This window comes from Lysinibacillus fusiformis, from assembly GCF_002845985.1.
In the GTDB taxonomy this organism is placed as follows: Bacteria; Bacillota; Bacilli; order Bacillales_A; family Planococcaceae; genus Lysinibacillus; species Lysinibacillus fusiformis_D.
In genome coordinates this window covers 1-26,137 of the sequence record NZ_PDFK01000006.1, presented here as the reverse complement: position 1 = coordinate 26,137, position 26,137 = coordinate 1, and the positions used below count along the sequence as shown (strand labels likewise).

Annotated in this window: 30 protein-coding genes; 14 read left to right on the top strand and 16 right to left on the bottom strand. The window is 36.0% G+C overall.

Features of this window, described 5'->3' with window-relative positions:
• Positions 1-14 precede the first annotated feature (14 nt).
• Entirely contained in the window at positions 15-809 is a 795-nt protein-coding gene (locus tag CRI88_RS17250) for a DUF2268 domain-containing putative Zn-dependent protease (protein ID WP_101966886.1), read from the bottom strand.
• 105 nt (positions 810-914) lie between these two features.
• On the opposite strand from CRI88_RS17250, the gene CRI88_RS17245 reads away from it, so the two are divergent.
• The gene (locus tag CRI88_RS17245) at positions 915-1,175 is read left to right on the top strand and encodes a hypothetical protein (RefSeq protein WP_036128668.1); all 261 of its coding nucleotides are present in this window, start codon (positions 915-917) and stop codon (positions 1,173-1,175) included.
• A gap of 65 nt (positions 1,176-1,240) precedes the next feature.
• Here CRI88_RS17245 and CRI88_RS17240 read toward each other — a convergent pair whose 3' ends face one another.
• On the bottom strand, positions 1,241-1,978 hold the full coding sequence (locus CRI88_RS17240; RefSeq protein WP_036128670.1) for a polysaccharide deacetylase family protein: 738 nt from the start codon (positions 1,976-1,978) through the stop codon (positions 1,241-1,243).
• A gap of 252 nt (positions 1,979-2,230) precedes the next feature.
• Between CRI88_RS17240 and CRI88_RS23010 the strand changes: the two genes are divergently transcribed.
• The 4 genes from CRI88_RS23010 to CRI88_RS17225 all read left to right on the top strand — a co-directional run bounded on the left by CRI88_RS23010 (position 2,231) and on the right by CRI88_RS17225 (position 4,259).
• The gene (locus CRI88_RS23010; protein WP_257982952.1) at positions 2,231-2,353 is read left to right on the top strand and encodes a hypothetical protein; all 123 of its coding nucleotides are present in this window, start codon (positions 2,231-2,233) and stop codon (positions 2,351-2,353) included.
• 174 nt (positions 2,354-2,527) lie between these two features.
• On the top strand, positions 2,528-2,830 hold the full coding sequence (locus tag CRI88_RS17235) for a YunC family protein (protein WP_036128672.1): 303 nt from the start codon (positions 2,528-2,530) through the stop codon (positions 2,828-2,830).
• Between the two features lie 110 nt (positions 2,831-2,940).
• Positions 2,941-3,567 carry a DUF2238 domain-containing protein gene (locus CRI88_RS17230; protein WP_036128680.1) on the top strand — a complete coding sequence of 209 codons (627 nt, stop codon included), beginning with the start codon at positions 2,941-2,943 and terminating at the stop codon, positions 3,565-3,567.
• Between the two features lie 47 nt (positions 3,568-3,614).
• Positions 3,615-4,259, top strand: a complete 645-nt coding sequence (locus CRI88_RS17225) for an SIMPL domain-containing protein (RefSeq protein WP_101966885.1) — start codon at positions 3,615-3,617, stop codon at positions 4,257-4,259.
• Between the two features lie 42 nt (positions 4,260-4,301).
• Here CRI88_RS17225 and CRI88_RS17220 read toward each other — a convergent pair whose 3' ends face one another.
• Positions 4,302-4,949, bottom strand: a complete 648-nt coding sequence (locus CRI88_RS17220; RefSeq protein WP_036128684.1) for a uridine kinase family protein — start codon at positions 4,947-4,949, stop codon at positions 4,302-4,304.
• Between the two features lie 238 nt (positions 4,950-5,187).
• Positions 5,188-5,835 carry a TetR/AcrR family transcriptional regulator gene (locus CRI88_RS17215; protein ID WP_058843879.1) on the bottom strand — a complete coding sequence of 216 codons (648 nt, stop codon included), beginning with the start codon at positions 5,833-5,835 and terminating at the stop codon, positions 5,188-5,190.
• A gap of 130 nt (positions 5,836-5,965) precedes the next feature.
• On the opposite strand from CRI88_RS17215, the gene CRI88_RS17210 reads away from it, so the two are divergent.
• The 4 genes from CRI88_RS17210 to CRI88_RS17195 are packed head-to-tail and all read left to right on the top strand — an operon-like array spanning position 5,966 to position 10,307.
• Positions 5,966-6,985 (top strand): ABC transporter substrate-binding protein, encoded by a 1,020-nt coding sequence (locus CRI88_RS17210; RefSeq protein ID WP_058843878.1) that lies wholly within the window; start codon positions 5,966-5,968, stop codon positions 6,983-6,985.
• Complete coding sequence (locus tag CRI88_RS17205) at positions 6,972-8,030, top strand: FecCD family ABC transporter permease (RefSeq protein WP_036128690.1); 1,059 nt, start codon at positions 6,972-6,974, stop codon at positions 8,028-8,030. The genes CRI88_RS17210 and CRI88_RS17205 overlap by 14 nt, the downstream gene beginning before the upstream one ends.
• 1 nt (position 8,031) lies before the next feature.
• A complete protein-coding gene (locus CRI88_RS17200) occupies positions 8,032-8,808 on the top strand; it encodes an ABC transporter ATP-binding protein (RefSeq protein WP_058843877.1) in 777 nt (258 codons plus the stop codon).
• A 44-nt stretch (positions 8,809-8,852) separates the two neighbouring features.
• The gene (locus tag CRI88_RS17195) at positions 8,853-10,307 is read left to right on the top strand and encodes an MFS transporter (protein WP_101966884.1); all 1,455 of its coding nucleotides are present in this window, start codon (positions 8,853-8,855) and stop codon (positions 10,305-10,307) included.
• A 120-nt stretch (positions 10,308-10,427) separates the two neighbouring features.
• Here CRI88_RS17195 and CRI88_RS17190 read toward each other — a convergent pair whose 3' ends face one another.
• Positions 10,428-11,282: a DMT family transporter gene (locus CRI88_RS17190; protein WP_058843875.1), complete on the bottom strand. Its 855-nt coding sequence runs from the start codon at positions 11,280-11,282 to the stop codon at positions 10,428-10,430.
• Positions 11,282-12,190: a DMT family transporter gene (locus CRI88_RS17185; RefSeq protein ID WP_058843874.1), complete on the bottom strand. Its 909-nt coding sequence runs from the start codon at positions 12,188-12,190 to the stop codon at positions 11,282-11,284. The genes CRI88_RS17190 and CRI88_RS17185 overlap by 1 nt, the downstream gene beginning before the upstream one ends.
• Positions 12,191-12,308: 118 nt before the next feature.
• On the opposite strand from CRI88_RS17185, the gene CRI88_RS17180 reads away from it, so the two are divergent.
• Positions 12,309-13,646 (top strand): aminotransferase-like domain-containing protein, encoded by a 1,338-nt coding sequence (locus CRI88_RS17180; RefSeq protein WP_058843873.1) that lies wholly within the window; start codon positions 12,309-12,311, stop codon positions 13,644-13,646.
• Between the two features lie 73 nt (positions 13,647-13,719).
• Positions 13,720-13,965 (top strand): hypothetical protein, encoded by a 246-nt coding sequence (locus CRI88_RS17175; protein ID WP_036128699.1) that lies wholly within the window; start codon positions 13,720-13,722, stop codon positions 13,963-13,965.
• A 48-nt stretch (positions 13,966-14,013) separates the two neighbouring features.
• Here CRI88_RS17175 and CRI88_RS17170 read toward each other — a convergent pair whose 3' ends face one another.
• From CRI88_RS17170 to CRI88_RS17130, 9 genes are all read right to left on the bottom strand, one after another.
• Positions 14,014-14,172 carry a DUF1540 domain-containing protein gene (locus tag CRI88_RS17170; RefSeq protein WP_004231699.1) on the bottom strand — a complete coding sequence of 53 codons (159 nt, stop codon included), beginning with the start codon at positions 14,170-14,172 and terminating at the stop codon, positions 14,014-14,016.
• 90 nt (positions 14,173-14,262) lie between these two features.
• The gene (locus tag CRI88_RS17165; RefSeq protein ID WP_058843872.1) at positions 14,263-15,147 is read right to left on the bottom strand and encodes a helix-turn-helix transcriptional regulator; all 885 of its coding nucleotides are present in this window, start codon (positions 15,145-15,147) and stop codon (positions 14,263-14,265) included.
• Between the two features lie 69 nt (positions 15,148-15,216).
• The gene (locus CRI88_RS17160; protein ID WP_231745009.1) at positions 15,217-16,479 is read right to left on the bottom strand and encodes an erythromycin esterase family protein; all 1,263 of its coding nucleotides are present in this window, start codon (positions 16,477-16,479) and stop codon (positions 15,217-15,219) included.
• Positions 16,480-16,499: 20 nt separating this feature from the next.
• Positions 16,500-17,237 carry an ABC transporter permease gene (locus tag CRI88_RS17155; RefSeq protein WP_089933701.1) on the bottom strand — a complete coding sequence of 246 codons (738 nt, stop codon included), beginning with the start codon at positions 17,235-17,237 and terminating at the stop codon, positions 16,500-16,502.
• Positions 17,237-17,947 (bottom strand): ABC transporter permease, encoded by a 711-nt coding sequence (locus CRI88_RS17150; protein WP_036128706.1) that lies wholly within the window; start codon positions 17,945-17,947, stop codon positions 17,237-17,239. Before CRI88_RS17150 ends, CRI88_RS17155 begins: the two co-directional genes overlap by 1 nt.
• Positions 17,944-18,855 carry an ABC transporter ATP-binding protein gene (locus CRI88_RS17145; RefSeq protein WP_058843870.1) on the bottom strand — a complete coding sequence of 304 codons (912 nt, stop codon included), beginning with the start codon at positions 18,853-18,855 and terminating at the stop codon, positions 17,944-17,946. The genes CRI88_RS17150 and CRI88_RS17145 overlap by 4 nt, the downstream gene beginning before the upstream one ends.
• Before the next feature lie 171 nt (positions 18,856-19,026).
• Positions 19,027-20,409 carry a sensor histidine kinase gene (locus CRI88_RS17140; protein WP_101966883.1) on the bottom strand — a complete coding sequence of 461 codons (1,383 nt, stop codon included), beginning with the start codon at positions 20,407-20,409 and terminating at the stop codon, positions 19,027-19,029.
• Positions 20,406-21,074, bottom strand: a complete 669-nt coding sequence (locus tag CRI88_RS17135; RefSeq protein ID WP_101966882.1) for a response regulator transcription factor — start codon at positions 21,072-21,074, stop codon at positions 20,406-20,408. Before CRI88_RS17135 ends, CRI88_RS17140 begins: the two co-directional genes overlap by 4 nt.
• Before the next feature lie 280 nt (positions 21,075-21,354).
• Positions 21,355-21,795, bottom strand: a complete 441-nt coding sequence (locus CRI88_RS17130) for a VOC family protein (protein WP_058843868.1) — start codon at positions 21,793-21,795, stop codon at positions 21,355-21,357.
• 351 nt (positions 21,796-22,146) lie between these two features.
• Here CRI88_RS17130 and CRI88_RS17125 point away from each other — a divergent pair, with 351 nt between their 5' ends.
• Complete coding sequence (locus CRI88_RS17125; protein ID WP_058843867.1) at positions 22,147-22,992, top strand: aldo/keto reductase; 846 nt, start codon at positions 22,147-22,149, stop codon at positions 22,990-22,992.
• A 55-nt stretch (positions 22,993-23,047) separates the two neighbouring features.
• Here the strand turns inward: CRI88_RS17125 and CRI88_RS17120 are convergent, their stop codons facing one another.
• Positions 23,048-23,431 carry a winged helix-turn-helix transcriptional regulator gene (locus tag CRI88_RS17120; RefSeq protein ID WP_036128717.1) on the bottom strand — a complete coding sequence of 128 codons (384 nt, stop codon included), beginning with the start codon at positions 23,429-23,431 and terminating at the stop codon, positions 23,048-23,050.
• Positions 23,432-23,540: 109 nt separating this feature from the next.
• Here CRI88_RS17120 and CRI88_RS17115 point away from each other — a divergent pair, with 109 nt between their 5' ends.
• Together CRI88_RS17115 and CRI88_RS17110 are read left to right on the top strand one after the other, a co-directional pair.
• The gene (locus CRI88_RS17115) at positions 23,541-24,725 is read left to right on the top strand and encodes an MFS transporter (RefSeq protein WP_058843866.1); all 1,185 of its coding nucleotides are present in this window, start codon (positions 23,541-23,543) and stop codon (positions 24,723-24,725) included.
• A gap of 159 nt (positions 24,726-24,884) precedes the next feature.
• A complete protein-coding gene (locus CRI88_RS17110; protein WP_058843865.1) occupies positions 24,885-25,835 on the top strand; it encodes an ABC transporter substrate-binding protein in 951 nt (316 codons plus the stop codon).
• Positions 25,836-26,137 lie beyond the last annotated feature (302 nt).

Genomic DNA, 26,137 nt, shown 5'->3' with positions numbered 1-26,137 from the left:
ATCACTCCTTTCCTCTATTGTAGCGGAAAATCTGAACCAGCAAGTATATCTTTGCTTGACGTAAATAGGAGATGTCGGGATGAATGCTTCTTCCTATACGACTGAACAATTTTATAGCCTATACAGTAGCCTATCCAAGGTGGCAGCTCACCACCGTATAAAAACGGCCTATGCTTTTCTACTCCTTCAACCTGTAAATTCTGCAAAAAATGACTTTTCCATAAAACTAAAAGCTCTGTAGCTGAATATTTTTTTAACCATGGTGCAAGCCACTTTTCTCCGTATAAATCTTTCACTGCACTTTCTGCTAAGCCCTCTAAAATAAGAGCATCCAACAAAGTCATCTCATCGAGGGATTTTTTTAAATTGTGTAAACGGCAGACATGATTATATTCATGTGCGAACAATGCTTGCAGTTCCTGTGTCTCTACTTCTCCAATAAATAAAAAAAGAGCCTGAGGATAAGCCACACCGTTTTTATTGGTCATCGTTTGCTGTTGGGTAATTGGGAAAATATAAATCGGTATAGTCGGACCATTCCATTTCTTTTGCAAGTATATAAATTCTTGCTGTACGCAATCCCACACATTATGCTGCTTTAAATGCTCTACATCGACTGTCTCATCTGGTAGAAAAAGTCCCTGTTGCTGTAAAGAATAGTGTATTTCTTCTGACAAGCCATCTTGAAATAATTCGACTAAATGATCACAAAGAATGGAGCATTGCAAACTATGTAACTCATCTTTTTTTGTGGATTTTCTGGCATAAACAAATTCATCTAACCACTTATCTGTTGGCACAACTGCCATGTCATCACCTCTTCTCAGCATATGTCGTGAATAGACAATCGGCTAGTGATAAATGCTTCGGATCGCATATATTAGCTTGTAATGACATCGAAAGGAGGGATAATATTGAATCCAGCTGATGCTTATAATCTTTGCTGTAAATATCATGGCAAACGCGTTCGAATCTCGGATTCATCTGGTAGGGTACATGTTGGGGAAATCACTAAGGTAGACAGAAGACAGGTATGGATTCTACCTGATAGAAGACATAGTGGTTATGGTTTAGGTTTTTGGGGATTTGGAGGATTTGGTGGGGAAGGTTTTGGCTATGGAATTGCTTTAGGAACAATCTTAGGGATTGCACTAGCTCCAATCATATTCTTCTAACTCAAACTTTTAATATATGTGAAAAATAAGCCATTTCAAACCTTGTTGAGATGGCTCATTTTTCATTATTGAACTTGCTCCTGTTGCTGTTGTTTACTTTCAATCATCTCGGATATTGTGACAAATGTGTAGCCCTGTTTTTTTAATGCAGGGAGGATTTCTTCTAATGCCTTAATGGTTTGTGTACGATTCCCACCACCATCATGAAATAAAATGACATCTCCAGGCCTCGTTCCCTTCATCACCTTTTGCACAATTTTCTTTACACCAGGCTCTTTCCAATCTTGCGTATCCTGATGCCAAGACCACATCACAACCTTGTAGCCATCCTTTACAGCAGCATTAATCATAGCATCCGTATAATTTCCACCTACAGGACGGAATAAAACTGGGGAAAAACCAGTAATACTATAAATCGTGTCATTTGTCTTTTGAAGCTCCTCTTGCAATTTTTTGATGGAAACTTTAAACGGATGTGTATACGTATGATTGGCTAATTCATGGCCTTCTGTATAAGAACGTAAAACAAGCTCTGGATATTTTTCTGCATTCTTTCCAATAATAAAAAAGGTTGCTTTGGCATCATATTTTGCTAATAAATCAAGCACTGCCGCAGTGTACTTGGGATGTGGGCCATCATCAAAGGTGAGGGCGACAATTTTATCCTCTGTGTTGATATCCCATACCACTTCTCCTGTTTCCTCATAATAAGGGCGACCCTTATCAGCATAGCCTTTCTCTCCTAAAAATCCCGAGATGATTAAAAAGCAAACTGTAAAAACCAATACATGTATACGTGTCATAGCATCACCTCCCAAGTCCGAATTCACAGAACTCCGTCAACTTACTATTTACGAATTGCAATGAAATATACTTGTGAAGGATTGTCTGTTTTCTCCTTTTAATTATTTCATAACAATTTTGAACGATATGTGAAAAACAAGGGATAGTGCTTTATTTTTTTCTTTATTGATGTAAAATAAAATTATAAATGATATATAACAACTCGATAAATAGACACAATGTTATGTAACACAATGGAAGGGATGACATATATGTGGGTTATTACAGTATTTGAAGAAAACACTTATCGAATGTTTGAATATCGTTCTAAAAGTGAGGCAACAACTGCATTACATAAATTTAAACAAACTGCTCTGCTTTCTTATACAAGGTAAAGAGATACAAGGAATCTATTCATCAGGAGTAGATTCCCTTTTTAATTGCCTCCATTAACTTCATCCATCATCTCATTCGTTTTCAGCATTATTCATCTGATGACTTTTTTCAAGGAAATGTTGAACACCTTGCTAGTCATCACCATATGTATATAGAGAAAAGGAGTGATTTCGATGGTGACAATTGAACCTATTATGATTAAAGGGCATTTCTTCACTGCAGTAGTTGTTCAATTACCTAAAACAACGCTACTGACCATTTCTAATACGACAGGCTACATTATGTGTGGAGCTTTAGATGTTGGCCTATTAAATAGTCGCTTAGTTGATCGGAAAATCGTTGCTGGTCGTGCAGTAGGTGTTAAAACAATTGATGAGCTATTAACAGCCCCATTAGAATCGGTAACGTATGAAGCAGAACAACTTGGTATTACTGAAGGAATGACTGGCGTAGAGGCACTTTTAAAAATGATCTAATTGGCTATAAAAAAGCGTCAACTAGACGCTTTTCTTTTTTGTTTGCCAACCGATAGTTGAATAAGCAAATATCCCCTTCCACATACTGTGGGACAAAGGGAGTTGTTGTTATGAATAATGGTCAACATTTTAAGATACATCTAACCTTACTTGCTATCGTCTTAATTGTATTTACCTGGTCAGTCATTAAACCATCCTCCTATTTAGATTGGCTGGCTGAGGTTAGCCCAGGGGTTGTGGCAATAACAGTCGTAGTTTGTATCTATCATAAATTTCGCTTCACCACATTTTCTTATATCATCATTGCCCTATTGTCGATCCTTACTTTTATAGGTGGACATTATACCTATTCAGAGGTTCCTCTTTTTAATTGGCTAAAAGAAGAATTTCATTTCCAACGCAATCACTATGATCGTTTCGGTCATTTTTTAAAAGGTTTATTAGCCATCGTGATAAGGGAAATATTACTTCGAAAGACGCAGCTTACTAAAGGAGCTTGGCTAACAGGTATTACAATTAGTATTTTGCTCGCAATTGCTGCTTTTTATGAAATCATCGAATGGTTAAGTACAAGAATCTCGAAGGGCAGTAAAGGGACGAAAGATTTTTTAGGCATGCAGGGAGATCGCTGGGATGCACAATGGGACATGTTTTTAGCCTTGTTGGGAACTATTTTAACTTTACTTTTCTTCACAAAGCTTCATGATAAATATTTAAAAAGACTAAACAAGGAATAAATTTCTTTGCATAGCATTATTATATACCTTACGAAAGGTGGTTTTGTATGTACTATGCACAAGTCAATCAACAAGTACCCCATCTATCACGCGTTATTACGGTAACTGGCAATGGCCAGGTAATGGCTACTCCAAGCTCTGTACAAATACAAATAGAAGTCCAAACACAAGGCAATAATGTACAAGGCCCTCAGCAGGAAAATGCAAGGATCATGAATCAAGTCATTCAATCACTAGTAGCCCTCGGTATTCCAAGAGAACAAATACAAACAGCTAGTTATACGGTTACACCACAGTATCATTTTGAAGAGGGCAAACAAATTTTTAATGGCTATGAAGTGGTCAATGCCATTACCGTCAATGTATCAAACATCGATAATTTGGGCTTAGTCATTGATACAGCCATAGAAAATGGAGCAAATCGTATTGCCAACATTCAGTTCAAATTGGACCATACAGACGCTTACTATCAGCAAGCATTAAATTTTGCTCTTCAGAATGCACAGCTGAAGGCGAAAACAATAGCAGAAACCATGCACCTTCCTTTACAGCCACTCCCTATAGAAATTGTGGAAGAGCAAGCTAACACACCGATCCTTTACCGCTCTATGGCTGTTTCCTCAGGAGTTACGCCTATAGAACAGGGACAAATTGCTATTGATGCTACTGTCCGCGTAAAATTCCAATACTAAAGACAGGCGCCTTCCACTAATTGATTAGTAGAAGGCTCTCATTTATTTTACAAGTGTATTTTTTTCAATAAGGATTTCATCATCCTCTGTTTTAATAACCATATCAAAATGTTGGCAATATGGATGCATAAATAATTCATATTGAATACGTCGTTCATCATGTGATTGTTTTAAATAATTTATATCTGTCCCTCTATCAAGTACATCACGATCTGATCTTCGCTTAAGCTCTGTAGCCCCATCTGTATAAAAATAAATTTTGAAATCCAATAACTCTGGATCTATAAATGCTACACTCATTCCTTCTACTATCGTGATCTGTTTTTTTGAAGAAATTAATGTGCTTTTCATATAATGTGTACCGATTGTCAATAAATCCAGCCCTGCTCTTATCATCTGAACATCTCTTTCCAATGAAGGAAGGTGATGGGCAGCGGGATGACAAGCGGTCATTTTAAAACGATGATTTACATTTTGATATGTATAATTAATCATTGTCTGTTTGCGAATATCTGAACTAACAATATAAGGATCAGTATTCAAATAATTCACTTCAGCTTGATTTAAAACTTTTAAAAGCTTTTCAGCAAATGTTGTTTTTCCTGCAGCTCCATGACCTGAAATGCCAATAATAATCCTTTTATCAGCAAATCTGATCGATTCCAATATTTCTTGAAAAATCTTCTCCATAGTATTGTTGTCCTCCCTAATTAAAAAGGTATGATGGAAAATTTGCACCATACTCGCTGTACTTTAAAAATAATAACAAACAGTTACAATACATAGAAGTTCATTTTCCAAATTTTTATGCGTTAACTCCATATCATTTCTAGCTTCGATCTAATAAAAACAATTTGACAGGTTGTCAGTCAATAATTATAATAAAAGCATCTTAATTGATATTGATTATCATTTAAGATGCTTTCACTCAATAATTAAATTTAACTTTCACAGTTTGTCTTAGGAGGGATAAATCAAATTTTCCATGAGGGACTCCGAATAAATGTTCGAACGTAGATTGAATGGCTTTAATTCTAGCAATACGTTCATCTTTATTCCATTTAAATAACGATGAATCTACCCAATGGTGGATTGTCGATAGGAAAAATTCTGCCACTAGCGTTGGATTTTCAATGTGAAAGAGCCCCTCTTTATTGCCTTGTATATTTAAATCTGTTAGCAGTGGCGTAAACTGACAAATGGTTTGTACATGTAATATTTGACGCAGAGTAGCATTACTATCATGTTGTAAATATTTAAAGATTTCGACATGGCCTGTTGGATCATCAAGCTCATAAACAAAAATCCATGCAATTTTCTCATACGCCGTAAGTGTCTCATTATAGATGACTTCTGTAAATTCTTGCTTTATTCCTTTAAGTTGCCTATCAATTAATGCATTTGCCAATGCTTCTTTGGATTTAAAGTAATAGTACAGCGTTCCCTGTGCTACTCCCATCCTTTTAGTTATATCAGTAGTTGAGGTTTTTTCATAACCTTTTTCACTAAAAAGAGACTCTGCTGTATCTAAAATCTCATTTCGTCGTTCTGATGCACTTTTTGTTACTCTAATCATTTTCTGAACTACCCCCTTTTTTCATTTAAGCATTTGACTAATAACTAGTCAAATGATCAGAGTGAGAAGAAATATTGTGAAACATTATTGAGTGACTGTCAGTCAAATACTAATTTTTAGGAGGATTTAAATGTTAAAAAAAACCCTTTCTCTATTAGGTTTCACACTTATATTGCTGATTTTAGGTTGTGCACAATCACAGGAAACTATTTCTGAGAAAAAAGACAATACAACTATTAATGGAAACTATCCATTAACACTAGATACCTACACTTATGAAGGACAGAAAATCTCTCAGACTATCCCCAATGCTCCCGAGAAAGTGATGGTCATCGGTTCAGCTGTAGCAGAGTTAATAGTTAAGTTTGGACAGCAAGAAAAAGTCGTTGGATTTGCATATAGTGATTTAACAAATTCAGACTACAAAGATGACATTGACAAACTACCTTTAGTTAGTGAAATGTGGCCAGCTAAGGAGGCTATCATGGCTCTAGAACCTGATTTAATCTACTCTATTGCTTCTGCATTTAGAGAAGAATTAATTGGAAGTATCCCTTCTTGGAACAACCGTGGACTGCCTGTTGTTTCTTCCACCAACTTTACAATAGGACGTAGCATAGATATTTACTTTGAGGAAATTCAAACATTTGGGAAGGTTTTTAATATAGAAGATAAAACGAACAAATATCTAACTGAACAACAAACACGCATAGATGCCATTACTTCTAAAGTTAAGGATTCTAAAGAAAAGCCTACTGTCCTATTGATAAGTGGCGCTAGAGGTAAGTATTTCTACTTCTCACCAAAATGGGCCATGATTGACGAGATGATTGAAGGTGCAGGCGCTACATATTTAGAACTTTCGAAAGAAGACTATATTGAGCTTTCAACAGAGGCAATTATTGCAGCAAATCCAGATAAAATTATCATCACAGAATTCCAAGAGCCTGATCAAGAAAAAACAAAAAATAATTTAATGAATGATAAAAAGCTTCGAACTGTAAAAGCCATTCAAAATAATGAAGTTATGGCCGTAGAATATACAGGAGCTATAAATGGTGGTATTGAGATTGCTGATTTATATGAGGAAGTAGCTGCATTTATCAACCCTGAAATAGTTAATGGAGTGAAAAAAAATGCTCAAAAGTAAATTTTCTTTTTTTACCCTACTTCTATTTTTGATAGTGCTAGTTTTCATTTCTATAATTGCTTCTGTTTCCATAGGACAAGTCAGTATACCATTTCTTGATTCTTGCAAAATTGTTTTATATCAAATTACAGGAATAAACATAGGTCATATAGATACAACTATTTCTAACATGACACTTGAAATCATATGGCAAATTCGTTTTCCCAGAGTTTTATTAGCACTATTCGTCGGGAGTGGTTTGGCACTTTGCGGTAGTGTGATGCAAGCAACCATTCAGAATCCACTTGCAGATCCTTATTTACTTGGTATCTCCTCAGGTGCTTCACTAGGTGCAACATTCTCTATCATATTAGGGTATCAGCTCAGCCTTTTTGGAGAATCAAATTTAATGATTTGGGCGTTTCTAGGTGCGTTATTGGCAACATTTCTAGTATTGCTGCTATCAAGTATTGGGGAAAAAATGTCTGTTATTAAACTTATTCTAGCCGGAACTGTTGTCAATGCACTATTTACAGCTCTATCTAATCTATTTATATATTTTGCTAAAGATGCGGAAGGTGTACGTTCAGTATCATTTTGGACAATGGGGAGTTTGTCCACTGCTGATTGGGATGACCTGCCTTTAATCGCTACTACTATTATTATTATAGCTGTATTTTTCCTCTCCCAATGGCGCATTATGAATGCAATGCTTATGGGAGATGATGCTGCTATGACATTAGGTATTAATATAAATACTTATCGAAAAGTATTTTTAGTTATTTCTGCCGCTTTGACAGGCATTATAGTTTCAACATGTGGAATCATTGGCTTTGTTGGGCTTATCATTCCACATATTGTACGCATCTTTACAGGGTCAAATCATCAACAACTACTACCTATTGTTATTTTAGTAGGGGCTATCTTTTTAATCTGGACAGATTTATTAGCAAGGTCAATCATTCCTAACAGCGAATTACCAATTGGCATCGTAACCTCATTATTAGGTGCCCCAGTATTTATGCACATGTTAATAAAAAAGAAATATGGTTTTGGGGGTAACTAATATGGAATTAGATGTAGAAAATGTTTCATTCGCAGTATCAGATGTTGAAATTATCAAAAGTATTTCGCTAAAGGTGAAAGAAGGACAATTTGTTGGCATTATTGGACCGAATGGTTGTGGAAAATCAACACTATTAAAAAACATTTATAAAGTCATAAAACCCACTAGTGGCAAGATTTTTTTAGATGATATAGATATTGTTAAATCCTCTGCCAAAGAAATCGCGAAAAAAATGGGGGTTGTTGGACAATTTAACAACTCGAATTTTGACTTTACTGTACGTGATATGGTGATGATGGGAAGAACACCACATAAAAGAATGTTAGAATCAGATACAAAAAATGATATTGAACTTGTGGATAACATATTACGAAAAGTAAACTTAGAGCATTATGCTTCAAAACATTTCTCTTATCTTTCTGGTGGTGAAAAGCAACGTGTCATTCTCGCACGTGCCTTAGCTCAAGAACCACAGTTTTTAATTTTAGATGAACCTACAAATCACCTAGATATTAAATATCAAATTCAAATTTTATCACTAGTGCAATCATTACAGATTGGTACACTAGCCGCATTGCATGATCTATCTATTGCTGCCATGTATTGTGAATATTTATATGTACTAAAAAATGGTCGCATACTAACACATGGCAAGCCTGAGAAGCTACTAACACCTTCATTAGTAAAAGAGGTTTATGAAGTTGACTGTTGTATCTATCAAAATAATGATACGAATAATATAGTCGTTGCGTATCATCCAGCTTTACCTAATCACTAAAGCTATTTTTGACTGACAACCAATCAATATAAGGAGGAGTATCTATGAATCCAATTTCATCAGAAAAATCAAGTACGTTCTATTCATATAGATGGTTGGCATTAGCGGTGATATTACTTCCAACATTATTAATCTCCTTAAATACTTACATGATACAAATTGCATTACCTTCCATTCAAAACGACTTGCATATATCCTTTTCTCACGCTCAATTACTATTTTCAGGATATTCGGTTGGGCTTGCAACTGCTCTAATAATTGGAGGTAAACTAGGCGATATTTACGGTAGAAAAAAAATATTATGGATTGGCGTATTGTTCTTTACCCTTACTGCTTTCTTAGGAGGAATACTTTCAAGCCCATTGTTATTAGTTGGGATTCGATTTGTTCAAGGCTTAGCCGCAGCCCTTATTCAGCCTCAAGTTTTATCAACAATCCAGGAAATTTTTCCGCCTAGAGAAAAAAATTTAGCTTTCGGCTTGTATGGTGCTGTCATTGGAGTAGCCTTTACCTTTGGCTTAATATTAGGGGGATTATTAGTTCAATGGAATATATTTAACGGCGGTTGGCGAACTGTATTTTTTTTCAATGTTCCAATTGGCATGCTAGTACTCCTTTTGCTCCCTTTTATACCGGAGTCAACGGATAAGAAATCCAATCATATTGATTGGATGGGTTCAATTTTATTAATGGTTAGTATATTTCTACTTATTTATCCTTTATCCGAAGTCCAACAACAAGGATGGCAAACATGGATTTTTAGCTGTCTACTGCTTTCATTTGTTGTACTTATTCTGTTCATTTATCTTGAGCGATTTAAGCAAAAACTTCAACAATCACCTCTCGTAGACCTAAGTTTATTTAAGCATCGCCCTTTTGTATTTGGCATTTGTTCTGTGCTAGCTATTTACTTAAGTATGTTTGCCTTTTTCTTTATCCTTAGTTACTTTTTACAATATGGCCTAAAGTATGATACAGGAGAAACGAGTTTAGTTTTTCTACCAATAGGAATTGGATTTTTTGTAACGTCTATTATTTCTTCAAAAATTATTAATAAGTATGGTTTTATTGTTTTAAAAATGGGTGCATTATGTATGAGTATGTGTACTTTTTTACTTGTCTTCTTTTTATGGATGGAGCAATATAATTTACTCAGAACTGATGCAATAATCCTTTTATTCGTCTATGGCCTTGGACTTGGTCTTGCTACAACACCTTTAGCAAATGCCATATTGGGTAACATTCCAAAGATTCATATGGGGGTTGCTGCTGGTCTATTTACAACCTTTATGTACTTAGCAAATTCCTTAGCAGTCGCAGGTATTAGTATACTATTTTCTTATTATTTAGGAACAAGTTTAGAGAGCGCTTCTTTGTTAAATTATATACATGCTTTTACTATAAGTTTAATTGTCATTGGACTGTTTTCTATGATAGCCTATATGATTTTGTCACTTTATCATAAAATGATTTTAAGAATAAAAATAAAGCAACAATAAATTACTATTTTGATTTATAGATTTTTCAAATAATGTATGACAAGCTCTTCATTATTTCGAGCTTGTCTACAGTCTGAAATCACCTCGTACACTATCGAGGTGATTTTTTATAACCAACGTTCACTTCTTGTTTCTTTTCGACAACAAAAGAGCACAAAGAATAATACATATCCCTATGAAATGTTTGATTAATAACGGTTCTTTCAATATCAAATATCCAAGTAGAACACCTACTACAGGAACGATATAATTACTAAAAGAGGCAAATAAAGCACCCTCACTTTTAATTAAAAGATTATAAAGCATATACACAATCCCTGCGTGGAAAATGCCTAATATAACAATGGAGACGACCTGAATCCCATTTATGCTTAATCGTAATGGTTGTTCAAGGATAAATGCCATTGGTAATAAAATCACAGTGGCAATTCCTAAAACATTTCTCATATGAACGATTGGTGAACCACCCTCTAACTTCTCCATTAAAATTAACGAAAATGCAAAGCTCAGTGCTGCTAATAGTAGCAGCACATTCCCTAATACTGTCCCTGAACCACTCACCCCTTGTATTGGCCAAGAAAGAATGATGATCCCCAAAAAGCCTAATAGAATGCTAATCGTTTGAAACGAACTAACTTTTTTATTAAAGAAAAAAACAAAGAGAACTGACGTGATAATCGGGACAATTGCTATGAGCATAGACGCAATACTACTGGATACATATTTTTGACCTTGCGCAATGAGGACGAAGGGAATCACTACTTCAAAAATGGCAATCCCAATGTATAATTTACTATTTGCTAAGTAGTTTTCTTTTTTCAAAAATAAGCTCATAATACTTAAGCAGATTGCACCGATTAAAGCTTTTAACAAAGATAAAGTGACAGCTCCCACATCATTCGTAACTAATGCTACGAAGAAAAACTGAGAGCCCCATATACAACTTATTAATAGCAAAAGGCTGTATTTTCTCATTACACTACCTGCCTCTGCCCAAAATAATTTGTTCCTATGACGCCAATAATGATGATGATTCCACCAATAAAGTGATAAAGGTGAAAGACTTCCTGTAAAAACAAAACGCCTGCAAGTATTGTAATGAGCGTAGCAAAGTTACTAAAAACACTCATTTTAGAAGCCTCTAATTTAGATAACGCATAATTGGATAAATAGGACGTACCGAGCGAGGATAATAGCCCTAAATATAAAATCGCGATGACAAAATCAACATGTGTTAATGGCTGAAAAAATTCATCGATTGTACCATTCATCAGATGATTTCCAAGAGCCACCCCATTAAAAATGACAAATCCACATAATGTCATTACATACGTTAAAATCAGTAATGAATATTGCTTTGTAAGCCTTCGTGCAAACACGTTATAAAGCGACGCAGCAAGGGCTGAAAGTAAAATAAGTCCACTGCCGATGACATTTCCTGTAGTTGCATTGGCCCCATTCATAATTAGCATGTAGATAACTCCAAGTACAGATAAACTAATGAAGACGAGCTGTCCACGAGTAGCTTTTTCCTTTAATAATAAACCTGCTAGTGCTAATGTAAAAATAGGAATCGTTGCTTGAATAATTCCAGCCTCTGAAGAGGAAATTTTAGCAAGCCCAAGCACTTGAAAAGTGAAAAAAACAATGGGATACAATATGGCTAACGGTAAAATTTTTAGTAAATCATATTTTTTTATTGTTAGCTTATTTTTCGTAAATACCATTAAAATAACAATACCGATGAAGGCAAACGTAAAGCGATGGGCTAAAATATCAGTTGGACTCGCCACCGTTAATGTAACTTTCACAAACATGAATGAAAGGCCAATGATAAATGCATACGAAATCGCTGCTATATAGGCTTTTCTTTTTTCTGACATACGATAATGCTCCTTCTCAAATCATTCCGGCCGGTATAGTTATCGTATTAAAAAGAGAACCTATAGACGATATGAAAAAAACACATCTGTACCGATACAGATGTGCTGGAGGCTGTCTATGCTTAAATATGAATGGATTTATTCTCAGCTGCTGACTCAAATACAAGCAGGTACTCTTCAATCAGGGGCAAAACTACCTTCTATCCGCCAGTTATCACAGCAATTTTCCTGTAGTAAAAGTACTATTTTAACTGCTTTAAAAAAACTTGAGGATCAGCATCTTATCTATGTATTACCGAAAAGCGGCTACTATGTTGTTGACCATCAGTTACCCTTACAACCACAGGAAAGAGATCACATAGATTTTGCTACATCTTCACCCAGTTGGAATGCTTTCCCATATCAGGATTTTCAACATTGTATAAACAAAGCTATTGATACATACCAAACAGATCTATTTAGATATGGAACACCAAAAGGCTTACCATCTTTAATAACAGAAGCGAAAAAATTATTAGCAAACTATCAAGTATTCGCAAAAGAAGAAAATATTTTTATTACTTCTGGCGTCCAGCAATCCCTGACTTTGCTAAGTATTATGCCATTTCCAAATGGTCGTTCAACCATTTTAGTGGAACAACCTAGTTACCATTTATATATGGATTATTTAAAAACCTATGGAGTTTCGGCAATCGGCATCAAAAGAACAATGGATGGCATTGATTTACATGAATTAGAAAGCATTTTTAGTAAACATGACATAAAGTTTTTTTACACGATGCCACGTCTGCACAATCCTCTAGGTACTTCTTATAGTAAAAAGACAAAAGATCTAATCCGTAAACTTGCTTATCAATATAATGTTTACATTGTTGAAGATGATTATTTGGCAGATTTCGAGCAAAATTCGAAAATAGATCCCATTTATACAGATGATACACAGCAATATGTTATCTATTTAAAAAGCTTTTCTAAAATCATGTTTCCTGGCTTACGTATTGGACTTGCCGTTTTACCAGATGTCTTTACTGACACATTTCAGCAGTACAAAAATACCACTGATATTGATAGCTCCATGATTTCACAGGCTGCCTTAGAGCTTTACTTGAAAAGTGGTATGTTTGAACGTTATCAAAAGAAAGTCACCGAAGCTTATGCAAGCCGAGCGAATAGCCTTCAGCAATCCATAGCAACGCATTTAGCCCAATATCAGGCATCAATAGAAGTCTGTATGCATAGCCATATCGTTCTACCAAGACAGGTCAATACTCAAAAGCTTATTCAGCATTTGATGCAACACAAAATTTATCTAGATACGATTAACCGCAATTATTTAGATGCATTTGATCATGAGCGAATATTAAAGCTAAATGTGTCCAATGTGGAGGAATCTAAAATCAACGTTGGCATAAGGGAAATTGCATCAGCCCTTCAAAGTCCTAGCAATTACTTCTAAAGAAAAAAATTCATGAAACCTTATTGTAGCTCATATAATGAGACATCTTAAATTGCTTAATAAGGAGGATTCAATGCAATCTGAAAAATTGCGATTAAGGAAAATTCAGCGTCTTGCATATGAAATCATGGATGAGATGCACAAAGACAAAGACCGTACTGAATTACACAAACTCATTCCAATTATCGATAATTTATCTCGGGCCATTGGTGATTTAACAGATTCCGTTGGTAAATACTCGTTAGATTATGTGGAAGAAAAAGTGAGCAATGCACATGCACTTTTATTTAGTAAAGAAAAGGTGGATATTTTTTATTAATAAAGACAGGGAAAAAGGGTAACCATATACATGGCTACCCTTTTGGCATTAATGCGTTTCAGGTTCGAATGTTTTACAGTCTGTTTCCTCGCTGTTGGAAGCATGTTGTCCCTTTTGGCTGACAACATAAATTTTTTCGGCTGTACATTTGTTACCAGAATCCCAAAATGTGCAGTTATTGACTTCACAAAGAATTTCTTGTGCCATTGTCTCACACCTCCTCTTTGTTAGTTTTAACAAATTAGAGGTAAACAATACGTTGTTAAACAAAGTCAATCGATGATTACATTGCCTCCATTAAGCCATACTAAAGTCTAGATTAGCTGGATGGGTTGGTAAATGCTCCTGTGAAAGCATATTCGTTGTTGGAACTTTGTCATCTACCTCTTCAAATCGGAAACCATCTGCCCATACTTTCCCAGAACCAATTAATAACACACCAAAATAAATGGAGTCACCTTCTTCAGGTACGTCTAAGACAATAGAATAATGATTCCATTCAGTAGAACCTGTCACAGAACGCTGATCCATATTATCAAATTGAATAGTATCACCCGTACCATTGTCAATACGCATCCATGCACCACACTTTGTGGCATCTGCCGTCTTTAAATAGCAAGACATTTTCAAGCGCTTTCCTTTATAGTCAGTAGCCTGAAAGCCCTGCATCATCGTAGCAAATTGTCCCTGATTTGCTGATGCAGCTGTGGAATACAATACGCCTGAACGCTTCCCTGAATGAAACACCTTGTCATCTGTATGAAATTTATATAATTCTGGATTCGCTCCACTCAACATCCAACCTTTAACCTGTTCAACTGTTTCCATGTAATTTTCCTCCTCCAACATATTAAGTGATTGCATCAATTTTCGATACTTCCCTGGTGGTAATGCATAAACTTCTTTAAAGGCTCTTGTAAAAGCTTCTTGTGATTGAAACTGAAGTGTAAATGCAATGGTTAATATCGATACATTAGAGTACATCAAATAACTCGCAGCCATGGCTAGTCGACGTATACGAATATATTCACCAATCGTAATCCCCGTTTCCTGCTTAAAAATACGACTTAGATGGAACTTCGAGTAGCCAGCATTATTAGGAAGACGTTCAAGTGAAATTTCTTCCATCAATTGCTCCTCGATATAGGCAATCGTTCTTTGTGTTGCCTGACTATACTCCATGTTACTCACCTCATCTTTATTATATTGAAGAAGGAAAGAGATTTTTTGATGGAAGTTGCTAAATTTAACTTAATCAATTATTTTTGTTGGTGTTGCTTCTTGCACAACAATGAGACCATCATAAGCCTCTTCAGGTGTCATTTTAATGGTATACAGCATTTGTGTTAGCTTATACCACGGACGGAAATCATCACCGATATTGCCCATTCTTTGCTTTTGGGAAAGGATATCTGCCAGCTCCTTCGATTGTTTGGCAGTTTCAAAATCCACATAAAAGATGTTGCTATCGATGTCACTAAAAGCATCCACTAACACATTATGATGTTCAATTGAATATTCCTTTCGTTCACCAGAGCCGTTTTGTGCTTGAAATGTATTATTGACAAAGTCTGTGCCAATCGCAAAATAGTGTTCTTTATATTGCTCATTTAAGTATTGTCCCATTGATTGATAGCCTGCCATCGAAGCAGAGGTTTTCTCAATATGACCGTTATGAGCAGACATTAACACTTTATCATGCCCTTGCGTTGCTTCGTACTCCACAATCCATTGTAAATTTTCAGCCAAATATTCATCCCGTAAATTCATATAGTTTCCATCATTTACAAATAATTGCGTACGTTGCTTCATAATTTGTGCATATTGAGCAGCAAAGGAGAAGGCATCCTTTGATGATTTTTTCTCATATATCGCCTTGTTTGATTGTAAATCGTTGATGATTGTATCAATCGTTTTATCAAGCTCTATTAGCTGATTATTCGATAAATCTCTCATCGTTTTGTTGGAAACATGCTCTAGCTCAGTCGTAAATTTCTTAGCATTGTCAGCATGTACCTGTGCATAATAATCAAGCAATCCCTTTTTGCTATAATCATAGCGTTGCATATCATTTCCGTAAAAATAAATTTTATCTTGTTCATCGACTGTTAAGTTATAATCATGCATCCATTGAACAAGTTCAATCATTTGTTCTGTTTTATAAATGCCATAATCAAGAGCCTTTATAGCTTCCTCCGCCGTTCCAACACCGTTTAAAATAAATTGATTAATCTGCTGGGCTCCACCAAAATCTCCTTCTAAGACAAAAACATGGACATTTTCATTCTTAATCATCGCTTTAAATAGGTCTTTTTTTAATGTTTGAAATTCGATATTGCCATGTGTTGCTTCTCCAAACCCAATAATTTTTACATCATCAGGGATATTGATATCTTTTATTTCACTAGTATACTGCGAGACATCTTTTATAGACTCCCCCTGCCCACATCCAGCTAAAGCTACTAATAGCATTGATGCAGTTAAAAATCGGAAGCTTCGTTTCATTATTCTCATGTCAATTCTCCTTTAAGGTGTTAAATGGCTTTTCGTTGGAAATAGTAATATCCTCCGAGGAAAAATAGGATGAACCCACCACCTACTACTGTTAATAATTGCTCCCATGGCACAAAGAATACATCGTCTGTCTTGCCACCTATGTACATCATTGAAAAAGGCTGTGCCCAGGGATAATATGGACCAATTCGTTCAGAGTTCACCGCTAAAATTGATGGCAACGTAAATATGACATTGACAGCAAATGGAGCAGCAAAGCTTTTAAACATTATGGATAACCATAATTGAAGGGCCACTAAAGGCAATGTTGCTACCCATCCTCCAACAATACTTTTCCATACGATTCCCATTGGAAAAGGATCTGTATAGCCCTTCAGCATACCTACAGCAAAGATGGAGCCTAAATACAAGAGCTGCATCGCTAGAACAAGCAGCATAATTAACACATATTTTGCTACAAATACTTTCCCTCTCGTTACCGGTAATGCTAAAAGCTGCTTCCATCCGCCAGACTGATGTTCATATCTACAGATGAGACTCGCAAAAACGCCCGTAATAAGAGGTAAAAATAATAATGCGTATGTTAAATTCATTGAAAATAAGGCAATATACCATTCATTTATTTCCAGTCCCTGCATATTGTCCTCTAAATTTGCTGATAGTCCAATGAAAAGCCCAATCATGGGCCCCGCCAAAATAATAGGTACCATTTTTGATTTACGCAATTTAAACCATTCAGCTTGCAGTAAAGCGTTCATTATTTCACGTCCCTTCTTGCAAAATCGACCATGCCAGCAATATAGAGTAAAATACCAATCCCTACACCTAGCATGACATTGATTATCGGCTCATCCCAGTGGTTCATCAATGATGGCCATTTCCATATCATCCAGTCAGGTAGAACATAGGAGGAATAAGCAAATATCACCCCAAAAATGCCTACTGTAATAGGAATTCCTTGATTATGGCTTACACTCGCAATCCACAATTGAAGTGCCAAAATAGGCAATGCTGCAAGCGCAGGGAAGTAACTAAATTTAACTAACTCCATATAAGGAATAGATTCACCTAGATTTAAAAACAGCCCATAACTCAGCGTAAAAATCATGAGTAGTGTTGAAGACAAAAATAGTAGAATAGCTAACACAGTATATTTAGATAAATACACAGTTAATTTGGATACAGGTAATGCGATAAGCTGCTTCCAAGCGTTAGTCTCGTTTTCAATACTCGCCATGAAGGACGTTAAAATGGCAATGCCCAACACAATGGCAAGCGGTGTAAATGAATGAACATTTAGTAAATAATAGCCCCAATCATCTTCACTTTGCTGTAAGAGGTAATCCTTTCTTACTCCATAATTGACCATTTGTAGAGCGACAACACCTAAGGGACCTAAGAGCGTTAAAAACCATAATCCTTTGCGTTTGATTTTTAAAAAATCAGCAGTTAACAGCTTGCCCATCATATCGCCTGCTCTCCCATCGTCATTTGCAGGAATATATCCTCCAATGAGCGTTTCTCTTCCTCCACTCGGAATACTGAAATACCCTCCTGAACAAGAACATGGACAATATGAGCAACTTTTTCATCTGAGCATTCCTCTAATAAAATAACCCCATCTTGATAATCTGCTTTAATGCCATGGGCTAATAGAGAGCGCCATCCTTTTTCACCATTGTTCACTTTAAATAGAATCTTTGGTTGAGCAAACCTACGCATCGCCTCAATAGAATCTTGGAAAATCAATTTCCCCTTAGAAACAATCCCTACTTGAGTCGCCATTTGATCGATCTCTGATAATAAATGGCTGGAAATAATAATAGTCATGCCGTATTCCTTTGGTAGCCTTTTAATTAAATTACGAATTTCAATAATTCCTGAAGGATCCAGACCATTCGTTGGTTCATCTAAAATAAGTAATTCAGGATTATGCAGTAGAGAAGCAGCAATACCTAGACGTTGCTTCATCCCTAACGAAAAGCCCTTTACCTTTTTATTAGCAGCTTCCTTCAAACGGACAATTTCGAGAACTTCATCGATTCGAGATTTCGGTACACCTACTATTTTTCTTAGTGCCTCCAAATTCTCATATGCTGTTAAGTGTGGGTAGTAGGAAGGATTCTCTACTAATGAACCTACATTGGCTAAGATTTGAATACGCTCCTTCGTAATGTCTTTTTGAAAAATTTTAATGGTACCTGTGGAAGGCTTCATTAAACCAAGAAGCATACGAATGGTAGTCGTTTTCCCTGCTCCATTTGGCCCTAAAAATCCGTATATTTCACCTTTTTGTATTTGTAAATTCATATTTGATACAGCTTGCTCTTTCCCAAAGTGTTTTGATAAGTTTTGTGTTTGTACGATATATTCCAATGTTCTCACCTCATTTACTATCATAAGAAGAAAAGGTTAAAAACAGGTATGGACCAAGTTTAAATTTTGTTTAAAAAACTTCTACTCTTTTTATAAGAGCCTTTCTTTTTCTGCCGCAACGCTTTCGATACAAAAAAATTGTTGCATCAACATAAAAAAATCTGCGAGCTTTTACTTCCCAAGCTTCGCAGATTGAATCACATTTTTTATAATAATTTTTGTGCCCAAGTGATTGGAGTTTATGTCCCATTCTAAGCACATACCCTTTACCATTACATCGACAATGGATAAACCAATTCCTGCCCCCTTAGCATTCGATTCATTTTTCATCCCTTGACCATGGTCCTCAATCAGAAATGCTCTGTAGCTCTCCGTTGATTCCGTTGTCACCTTTATATACTTCCCACTGTTAGCGTGACGCAATACATTTTGGAATATATTATCAAATATTCGTCCTAACCATAATGGATCAACACGCCATTCATTAGGTTCAAATGCTTGCAGTTCAATGTCGATCGTAAAACTTTCTCGCTCAAAAACTGGATACCAGGTTGTTAGATGTTCCCGCACAAACCGAATAACATTGATGTTTTTCGGTTCGAAATTATATTTACTTGCCATTAACAATGTATAGGACATTAGATTTTCGATTAAAGCATCAATATTCACTATCGATGTTTCCATTGCCTTCAAAGCTTGTTTGCCTTCCTCTGACAAGGTTTCTTTGCTAATCGTATAGGACTGAGCTCTTACTTTTGTTAACGGTGTCCGTAAATCATGTGATAAATTGGCAATCAGTTCCCGTCTTAGCTGTTCTTCCTTCTGTTGACGCTGTTTACTATCTCTCAGCTCGCAAACCATTCTGTTAAAGCTATGCTCTAATTGCCCAATTTCATCCCGCTTTTTCACATGAATCTCAATAGGTAGACCGTCTACATCACGTATCTCCATGGCCTCTTGGAGATGTAATAATCTTTTTCGGATTCCTTTGAAAAATAAAAGCGAAACGACAATAAAAAATAAAATAACGGCAATTACACCAAAAAGTAAGAAGCTACCATAGTTATCATAGACCTTAATAAGCGGTGGATTAAAGGCTTCCCTTGAAATCTCTAATACAATAAAGCCATTTGATACATCACCGCCTAAGAAAGCCATAACAGTAAATGGATTACCTCCATAGCGTTCCTTTATAAATTGAGTTGTATAGGCTGGTGTCCATTTTGTTGGTAACTGCTCCTTCACATTGACAGAAGTCAGGAGATTGCCCTCTTCACTTACCCAAAACATAGAGGCTGTAGGATATTGCTCTTGCCATTTTTGAAAAAACTCGGCAATAGTATTATCTGAAGCTTGTTTTATGCTGTTGGCCTCTGTATGCCATTGCTCCTCGATTTCACTTTCCAGAAGAACATCACTTGAAAATTCTCCGGATGCTGTTTTTGTAATGCCTAACACGAAAATCGCAACACCCAGATAGGATATTTGCACAATTGATATGGCTAATAAAATAATTAGCATATATTTTGCTAATAGTGATCGGAAAAATTTCATAGCTTCACCCTATAGCCTATACCTCGAATTGTTTCGATAATCAGAGGCTTTGCAGGATTTACTTCAATCTTTTCTCTTAAGTAACGGATATGTACCATCAATGTTTTATCACCTTCTATATAACTCTCACCCCAAACACCCTCATAGAGTTGTTCCTTGGTTAAAATTTGATTGAGGTGACGTATAAAATACTGCAATAAATAAAATTGTTTACCAGTCAAAAGAATTTCTTCTTCATCCAATGTATTGATAATTCGCATATCTTTCGTATAAATTTTTAGGTGCTGCAATGCTAGGACATCATCATTTTTTTGATATCTTCTCAGTAATACTTCAAGCCTTGCTACTAGTTCATCGGGGTGGAATGGCTTTGTTACATAATCATCAGCGAAGTGGAGCCCTTCAATTTTATCCTCAATAGCCGTTCGAGCTGATAACATTAATATTGGTAAGTCCTTATTTTCTCGTTTAATTCTTTTACCAATGGAAAAACCATCTAAGCCAGGTAGCATCACATCCAATATAGCAATATCCTTTGAGGCAATATGTTGCTCAAGACCTTCTCCAGACTCTAACCAGGTTACTTCATAGCCTCTTTCAGTTAATTCCTTACTGACCCATTGCCCTATTTCTTTTTCATCTTCTATGTACAATATACGAATCAATGGTCACCCTCCTTATTTACTAATTAAAAATTATATTAAAATACCATATTTTGCATTATACATTTAATTAGAAATTAAAAACAATATAAATCCCATACATGGTTATTATAGGGTAAAATCTTATTAATTGTGGGAATAGGCAGGTATACATACAAAATCCTACTGCCCTGTGGATGAAAAGATTCTTTACTTGTCTAAAGCTGCTCAAAACTTAGGATATTTAACAGTTCATGCAAAAGAGAGCAAACTAATGTTTCTAGTTTGCTCTCTTTTTGGATTATTATTGAATAATCAGCATATCATTTTCATCAAACTGCCACATGTCACCATAGGCTACTTCCCAGTAGTAGCCATTTGGATCTTGGAAATAGCCACTATAGCCTCCCCAAAACACAGTTTCTGGCTCTTTCACAATTGTCGCTCCAGCCTCTTTTGCTAATGCAAATACACGATCCACTTCTTCTTTTGTTTTACCATTATAGGCAAGTGTAATTCCGCCAAAGCCACGGCCAATTTCTGGTGGGTTGGCTTCATTGATGTCTTTGACTAAGCGTTCAATTGGAAAAAGCGATATTTTCGTTCCTCCATTATTAAAGAACATCACATCTGGATTCGTTTCATCCCCGTACACGACTATCTCAAAGCCAAGCCCCTCTCGATAAAATGCTAGTGATTCCACCATATCTATAACACCTAATGTGATTAAATTTAACCGATTCATCTTCCAATTCCCCTTTATAAAGTTTTACTATTTTTAATTTAAATTCGCTATCCAACAAAAATTCCCTTTATTACAGAAAAAAAGTCATTCATTTACTTCAGTCCAAATACTCTTTGTACAGGCAATTGTCATTCCATAGCGCCCCATATTTTTCTGATTAGAAGATGCGTGACCAATTAGGGGCTTACCATTTTGTTTAATAGCAAAATTTTTTATTCCTCTAACCATTGTCAACTCACAAAAGTTACCTCGACGTTTCTATGAAACAAAAATGTGCGTACTTTTTTTCACCTTATCGAAACATCATAATGAAAAAGCAATCAAGCAAACTCACATATTGGAGGAATAAAAATGATTACTCATTTACAAGATACAATCACATTAAATAATGGCTTACAAATGCCTGGTATGGGTTTAGGTGTTTTCCAAGTAGCGAATGGCGCTACTGCAGAAATGGTCAAAAACGCCATCGAGGTCGGCTATCGAAGCATCGATACAGCTGCTATTTATGGCAATGAAGAAGGTGTAGGAGAAGGTATTAAACAGGCACTAACATCCACTAGTTTACAACGTGAAGACCTGTTTATTACATCAAAAGTGTGGAACGATGGATTAAGCTATGAGGAAACTATTACAGCCTATGAAAAGAGTTTAGAAAAACTGGGTTTAGATTATCTAGATCTTTATCTTATTCATTGGCCAGGTAAAGATAAATATACTGACTCTTGGAAGGCTCTAGAAGACTTATATGATCAAGGTAAGATAAAAGCAATTGGCGTATGTAATTTCACAGCCTCACACTTGCAAAACTTACTATCATTTGCTCGCATTAAGCCTGTTATCAATCAAGTGGAATTTCATCCACGCTTACAGCAAGCTGAGCTTCATTCATTCTGTAATAACCACCAAATTCAACTGGAGGCTTGGGCACCTTTAATGCAAGGTGGGCTTCTTGAAGATGAAACGATTTCGAAAATCGCAATAAAATATGGAAAATCTAATGCTCAAGTTATTTTGCGCTGGGATGTACAAAACGGCATTATTGCGATTCCAAAATCTGTGCGTCGAGAACGCATGCTACAAAATGCTGATATCTTCGACTTCCTTCTAACAGACGAAGAAATGGCTACAATCAATGCGATGAATCTTGAACAGCGTGTCGGACCGAATCCAAATGAATTCGACTTTGCTCTATAAGCATAAAAAGAGGAAAAGAGACTGTCTTACATGTGACAGTCTCTTTCTCCCCTCATTACGATGTTTGCTGCATTGCGATATCTTCATCACGTTGTTTTAACAGTACATCTTCACCTTTATCCTGTAATAATTCAACATGCTTTTCGCCCCAAGTGCAAAGCATGTTCAGAATAGGTTCCATCCCTTGTCCATAGGTCGTTAATGAATATTCGACTTTTGGTGGTACTTGATTGAAGACCTTTCGATGAATTAATCCAGCCTGCTCTAACTCTCTTAATTGACTTGTAAGCATTTTTTGAGAAATACCCGGAATTAATCGGCGAAACTCATTTGTTCGAATTTTACCATGGTGGTTTAAATGACAAAGAATGACTGGTTTCCATTTACCGCCGATAACTTCAAGCGTAGCTTCAACACCAATATTATAAACTTTTTGCATTGTGACCCCCTGTAATATTCAAAAGTAACTAAAAGTACCGTACATATCTTTTAGGTATGTATGAATAGTACTACACACAATAAAAAAAATCAAAGGAGATTTTAATAGTATGTCAAAATCAAAAGAGTCAAGTGCTAAATTAACCTTACTAGCTCTTGCAATCAGTGCATTCGGTATAGGTTCCACTGAATTTATCAGCGTTGGACTTCTACCATTAATTACAGATGACTTTGGTATCTCTCTAAGCACAGCTGGCTTAACCGTTTCTATATATGCACTAGGGGTAACTGTTGGAGCTCCATTATTAACAGCCTTAACATCACGCCTTAGTCGAAAAACCGTATTATTGCTTGTCATGACCATCTTTATAGTAGGTAACTTAGCAGTCGCTTTAGCACCTAATTTCTCTTTATTATTAATCGGACGTATTATTTCAGCATTAGCACACGGTGTGTTTATGTCCATCGCTTCCGTCATAGCGGCTGATGTAGTGGAACCAAATAAACGAGCCAGTGCTATTGCCTTTATGTTTACAGGCTTAACTTTGGCTACTGTAACAGGTGTTCCACTTGGTACATTTATTGGTCAAGTAACAGACTGGCGGATGTCGTTCATCTTTATCGTCGTCATTGGGATTATCGGTTTAATTAGTAATGCGATCTTAGTACCTAACCAATTGTCGAAAAGCAATCCTATCTCTATTCGTGATATTGGCAAAGTATTAGGCAATATTCGCATGATTTTAATATTGTTCATTACCGCAATTGGATACGGTGGTGCCTTTGTTGTCTACACATATATTTCACCTATTTTAGAGCAATATATGGGGTATTCTCCTCATGCAGTAGTCATTATTTTAGTGGTCTATGGTATTTGCGTTGCGATCGGTAATACATTAGGTGGTCATTTTGCTAATCATAATCCGCTACGTTCTATCTTTATTATTTTTGTAGGACTTGCCTTGGCGTTGCTCGGCATTGGCTTCATGCTCGAATCACCTATTATCGGATTAATCATGGTATTAGTAATGGGCTTATTTATGTTTATGAATGTCCCAGGATTGCAGCTATATGCTGTTCTACTGTCTGAAAAATATGTACCATCAGCTATTTCTATGGCCTCAGCATTAAATATTTCTGCCTTCAACATTGGTATATTTTTAGGGTCCTATATTGGGGGCTTTATTATTCACCATCAATCATTAGCGCATACTCCCTTGTATGGATTTTTAATGGTTATGCTTGCAGCAATTGTTACATTAGTCTGGTACATTTTCGATAATAAAAAACAATAGGAAGTCAAATTTCATTTTGTATAAAAAAGAAGTAGAGAATGTGTATTGTTTGTTGATATGTTGTGTCCTATAATTTACTTGAATCAAACGAGAATGATTATCATTCTAGGTTAAGATGACATTCTTACTGTTTTAGTAAATTAATAGGAGTGAATAGCAATGCGTAGAGGTCGATATTTTTCATTTGTCCTTTTACTTGCACTAATGTTCGTGTTAGGTGCCTGTGGCTCAAATGAAGTAAAAGAGGATACAGCGAAAGAAGATCAATCAACTAAAGATACAAGAATTGTAGAAGATGAGTTTGGAAAAGTAGAAATTCCTACAAACCCACAGCGTGTAGCTGCTATCTATATGGAGGATTATTTAACTGCCTTGGATGTAAAACCTATTGTGCAATGGTATCACCCATCATGGGGTAAACAGGACTATTTAGGATTAGATGTTCCTGAGTTCGACATTACTGGTAGTATGGAAACATTACTACAAGCTAAGCCTGATTTAATCATTGTGGATGGCGCCGCGGATAAGGCAAAATATGAAGAATACTCAAAGATTGCACCTACTTACCGCTTAAAAGAAGATATTCTACAAAATCCACGTGAAATTGTAAAAACAATAGCTGATGTTTTAAATATTCCTGATAAAGCAAAGGAAATCGTTGACAAATATGAGCAACGTGTATTCGATTTAAAAGCAAAATTAGATGAATCAATTGGAGACGAAACAGTTGCTGTTGTACGTCTAAATGTCGCAGATAATACATTAGCTTTATTTGGCATTAAAAATCGCTACACTGGCTATATTTACACAGAAACGGGCTTGACACCACATCCGTTAGCACGTGATATGACAGAGTTTCATGAAGTCTTATCTGAAGAGGCTATTCCAGAGCTAGATGCGGATCATATCATCCTTTTCCCTTCAAATGGCACTTGGGATTCTGAAGAAAATCAAGAAGCGATTAAATGGTTAGATAGTACACTATGGAAAACAGTACCTGCTGTTAAAAATGGGCATGTCTATATTGCGGATCGAACATATTGGCAGTCTGGAGCTATCACAGCTAACCTGCTGAAATATGATGATCTTGAAAAATGGTTCGTGAAATAATTTTCAAAAGAAAGCTCTATGAGGGCTTTCTTTGCATAGCGTTGAAAAACAAAACCATCCATAAAATTTTTGTGAAAGATGAAAATGGATTTCCGTTGCAGGCTACTTGCTTTCCTGTGGGCGAGCGCTGAGCCACTTCCTCCGTGCATGGGCTCGCCTGTCTCGCTATCCCATGGGAGTCAAGTAGCCTTCCACTCCAACCCACAAAAATGGTACCTTTTTAGCAAAGGTTTTCAAATAAAGTGAAGGTGTTTGCTACTTATTTTATGGAGGATGATTGTCATTCATCACTTCTCCATATC

Excerpts from the sequence above, each read along its gene's own strand:
- CRI88_RS17115 (WP_058843866.1), top strand. The coding sequence starts at position 23,541 with ATGTCAAAATCAAAAGAGTCAAGTGCTAAATTAACCTTACTAGCTCTT.
- CRI88_RS17140 (WP_101966883.1), bottom strand. The coding sequence starts at position 20,409 with ATGAAATTTTTCCGATCACTATTAGCAAAATATATGCTAATTATTTTA.
- CRI88_RS17190 (WP_058843875.1), bottom strand. The coding sequence starts at position 11,282 with ATGAGAAAATACAGCCTTTTGCTATTAATAAGTTGTATATGGGGCTCT.
- CRI88_RS17220 (WP_036128684.1), bottom strand. The coding sequence starts at position 4,949 with ATGGAGAAGATTTTTCAAGAAATATTGGAATCGATCAGATTTGCTGAT.
- CRI88_RS17120 (WP_036128717.1), bottom strand. The coding sequence starts at position 23,431 with ATGCAAAAAGTTTATAATATTGGTGTTGAAGCTACGCTTGAAGTTATC.
- CRI88_RS17210 (WP_058843878.1), top strand. The coding sequence starts at position 5,966 with ATGTTAAAAAAAACCCTTTCTCTATTAGGTTTCACACTTATATTGCTG.
- CRI88_RS17235 (WP_036128672.1), top strand. The coding sequence starts at position 2,528 with ATGGTGACAATTGAACCTATTATGATTAAAGGGCATTTCTTCACTGCA.
- CRI88_RS17230 (WP_036128680.1), top strand. The coding sequence starts at position 2,941 with ATGAATAATGGTCAACATTTTAAGATACATCTAACCTTACTTGCTATC.
- CRI88_RS17170 (WP_004231699.1), bottom strand. The coding sequence starts at position 14,172 with ATGGCACAAGAAATTCTTTGTGAAGTCAATAACTGCACATTTTGGGAT.
- CRI88_RS17250 (WP_101966886.1), bottom strand. The coding sequence starts at position 809 with ATGGCAGTTGTGCCAACAGATAAGTGGTTAGATGAATTTGTTTATGCC.
- CRI88_RS17130 (WP_058843868.1), bottom strand. The coding sequence starts at position 21,795 with ATGAATCGGTTAAATTTAATCACATTAGGTGTTATAGATATGGTGGAA.
- CRI88_RS17175 (WP_036128699.1), top strand. The coding sequence starts at position 13,720 with ATGCAATCTGAAAAATTGCGATTAAGGAAAATTCAGCGTCTTGCATAT.
- CRI88_RS23010 (WP_257982952.1), top strand. The coding sequence starts at position 2,231 with ATGTGGGTTATTACAGTATTTGAAGAAAACACTTATCGAATGTTTGAA.
- CRI88_RS17125 (WP_058843867.1), top strand. The coding sequence starts at position 22,147 with ATGATTACTCATTTACAAGATACAATCACATTAAATAATGGCTTACAA.
- CRI88_RS17165 (WP_058843872.1), bottom strand. The coding sequence starts at position 15,147 with ATGGAGTATAGTCAGGCAACACAAAGAACGATTGCCTATATCGAGGAG.
- CRI88_RS17205 (WP_036128690.1), top strand. The coding sequence starts at position 6,972 with ATGCTCAAAAGTAAATTTTCTTTTTTTACCCTACTTCTATTTTTGATA.
- CRI88_RS17160 (WP_231745009.1), bottom strand. The coding sequence starts at position 16,479 with ATGAGAATAATGAAACGAAGCTTCCGATTTTTAACTGCATCAATGCTA.
- CRI88_RS17200 (WP_058843877.1), top strand. The coding sequence starts at position 8,032 with ATGGAATTAGATGTAGAAAATGTTTCATTCGCAGTATCAGATGTTGAA.
- CRI88_RS17110 (WP_058843865.1), top strand. The coding sequence starts at position 24,885 with ATGCGTAGAGGTCGATATTTTTCATTTGTCCTTTTACTTGCACTAATG.
- CRI88_RS17240 (WP_036128670.1), bottom strand. The coding sequence starts at position 1,978 with ATGACACGTATACATGTATTGGTTTTTACAGTTTGCTTTTTAATCATC.
- CRI88_RS17195 (WP_101966884.1), top strand. The coding sequence starts at position 8,853 with ATGAATCCAATTTCATCAGAAAAATCAAGTACGTTCTATTCATATAGA.
- CRI88_RS17155 (WP_089933701.1), bottom strand. The coding sequence starts at position 17,237 with ATGAACGCTTTACTGCAAGCTGAATGGTTTAAATTGCGTAAATCAAAA.
- CRI88_RS17215 (WP_058843879.1), bottom strand. The coding sequence starts at position 5,835 with ATGATTAGAGTAACAAAAAGTGCATCAGAACGACGAAATGAGATTTTA.
- CRI88_RS17225 (WP_101966885.1), top strand. The coding sequence starts at position 3,615 with ATGTACTATGCACAAGTCAATCAACAAGTACCCCATCTATCACGCGTT.
- CRI88_RS17150 (WP_036128706.1), bottom strand. The coding sequence starts at position 17,947 with ATGATGGGCAAGCTGTTAACTGCTGATTTTTTAAAAATCAAACGCAAA.
- CRI88_RS17180 (WP_058843873.1), top strand. The coding sequence starts at position 12,309 with ATGCTTAAATATGAATGGATTTATTCTCAGCTGCTGACTCAAATACAA.
- CRI88_RS17185 (WP_058843874.1), bottom strand. The coding sequence starts at position 12,190 with ATGTCAGAAAAAAGAAAAGCCTATATAGCAGCGATTTCGTATGCATTT.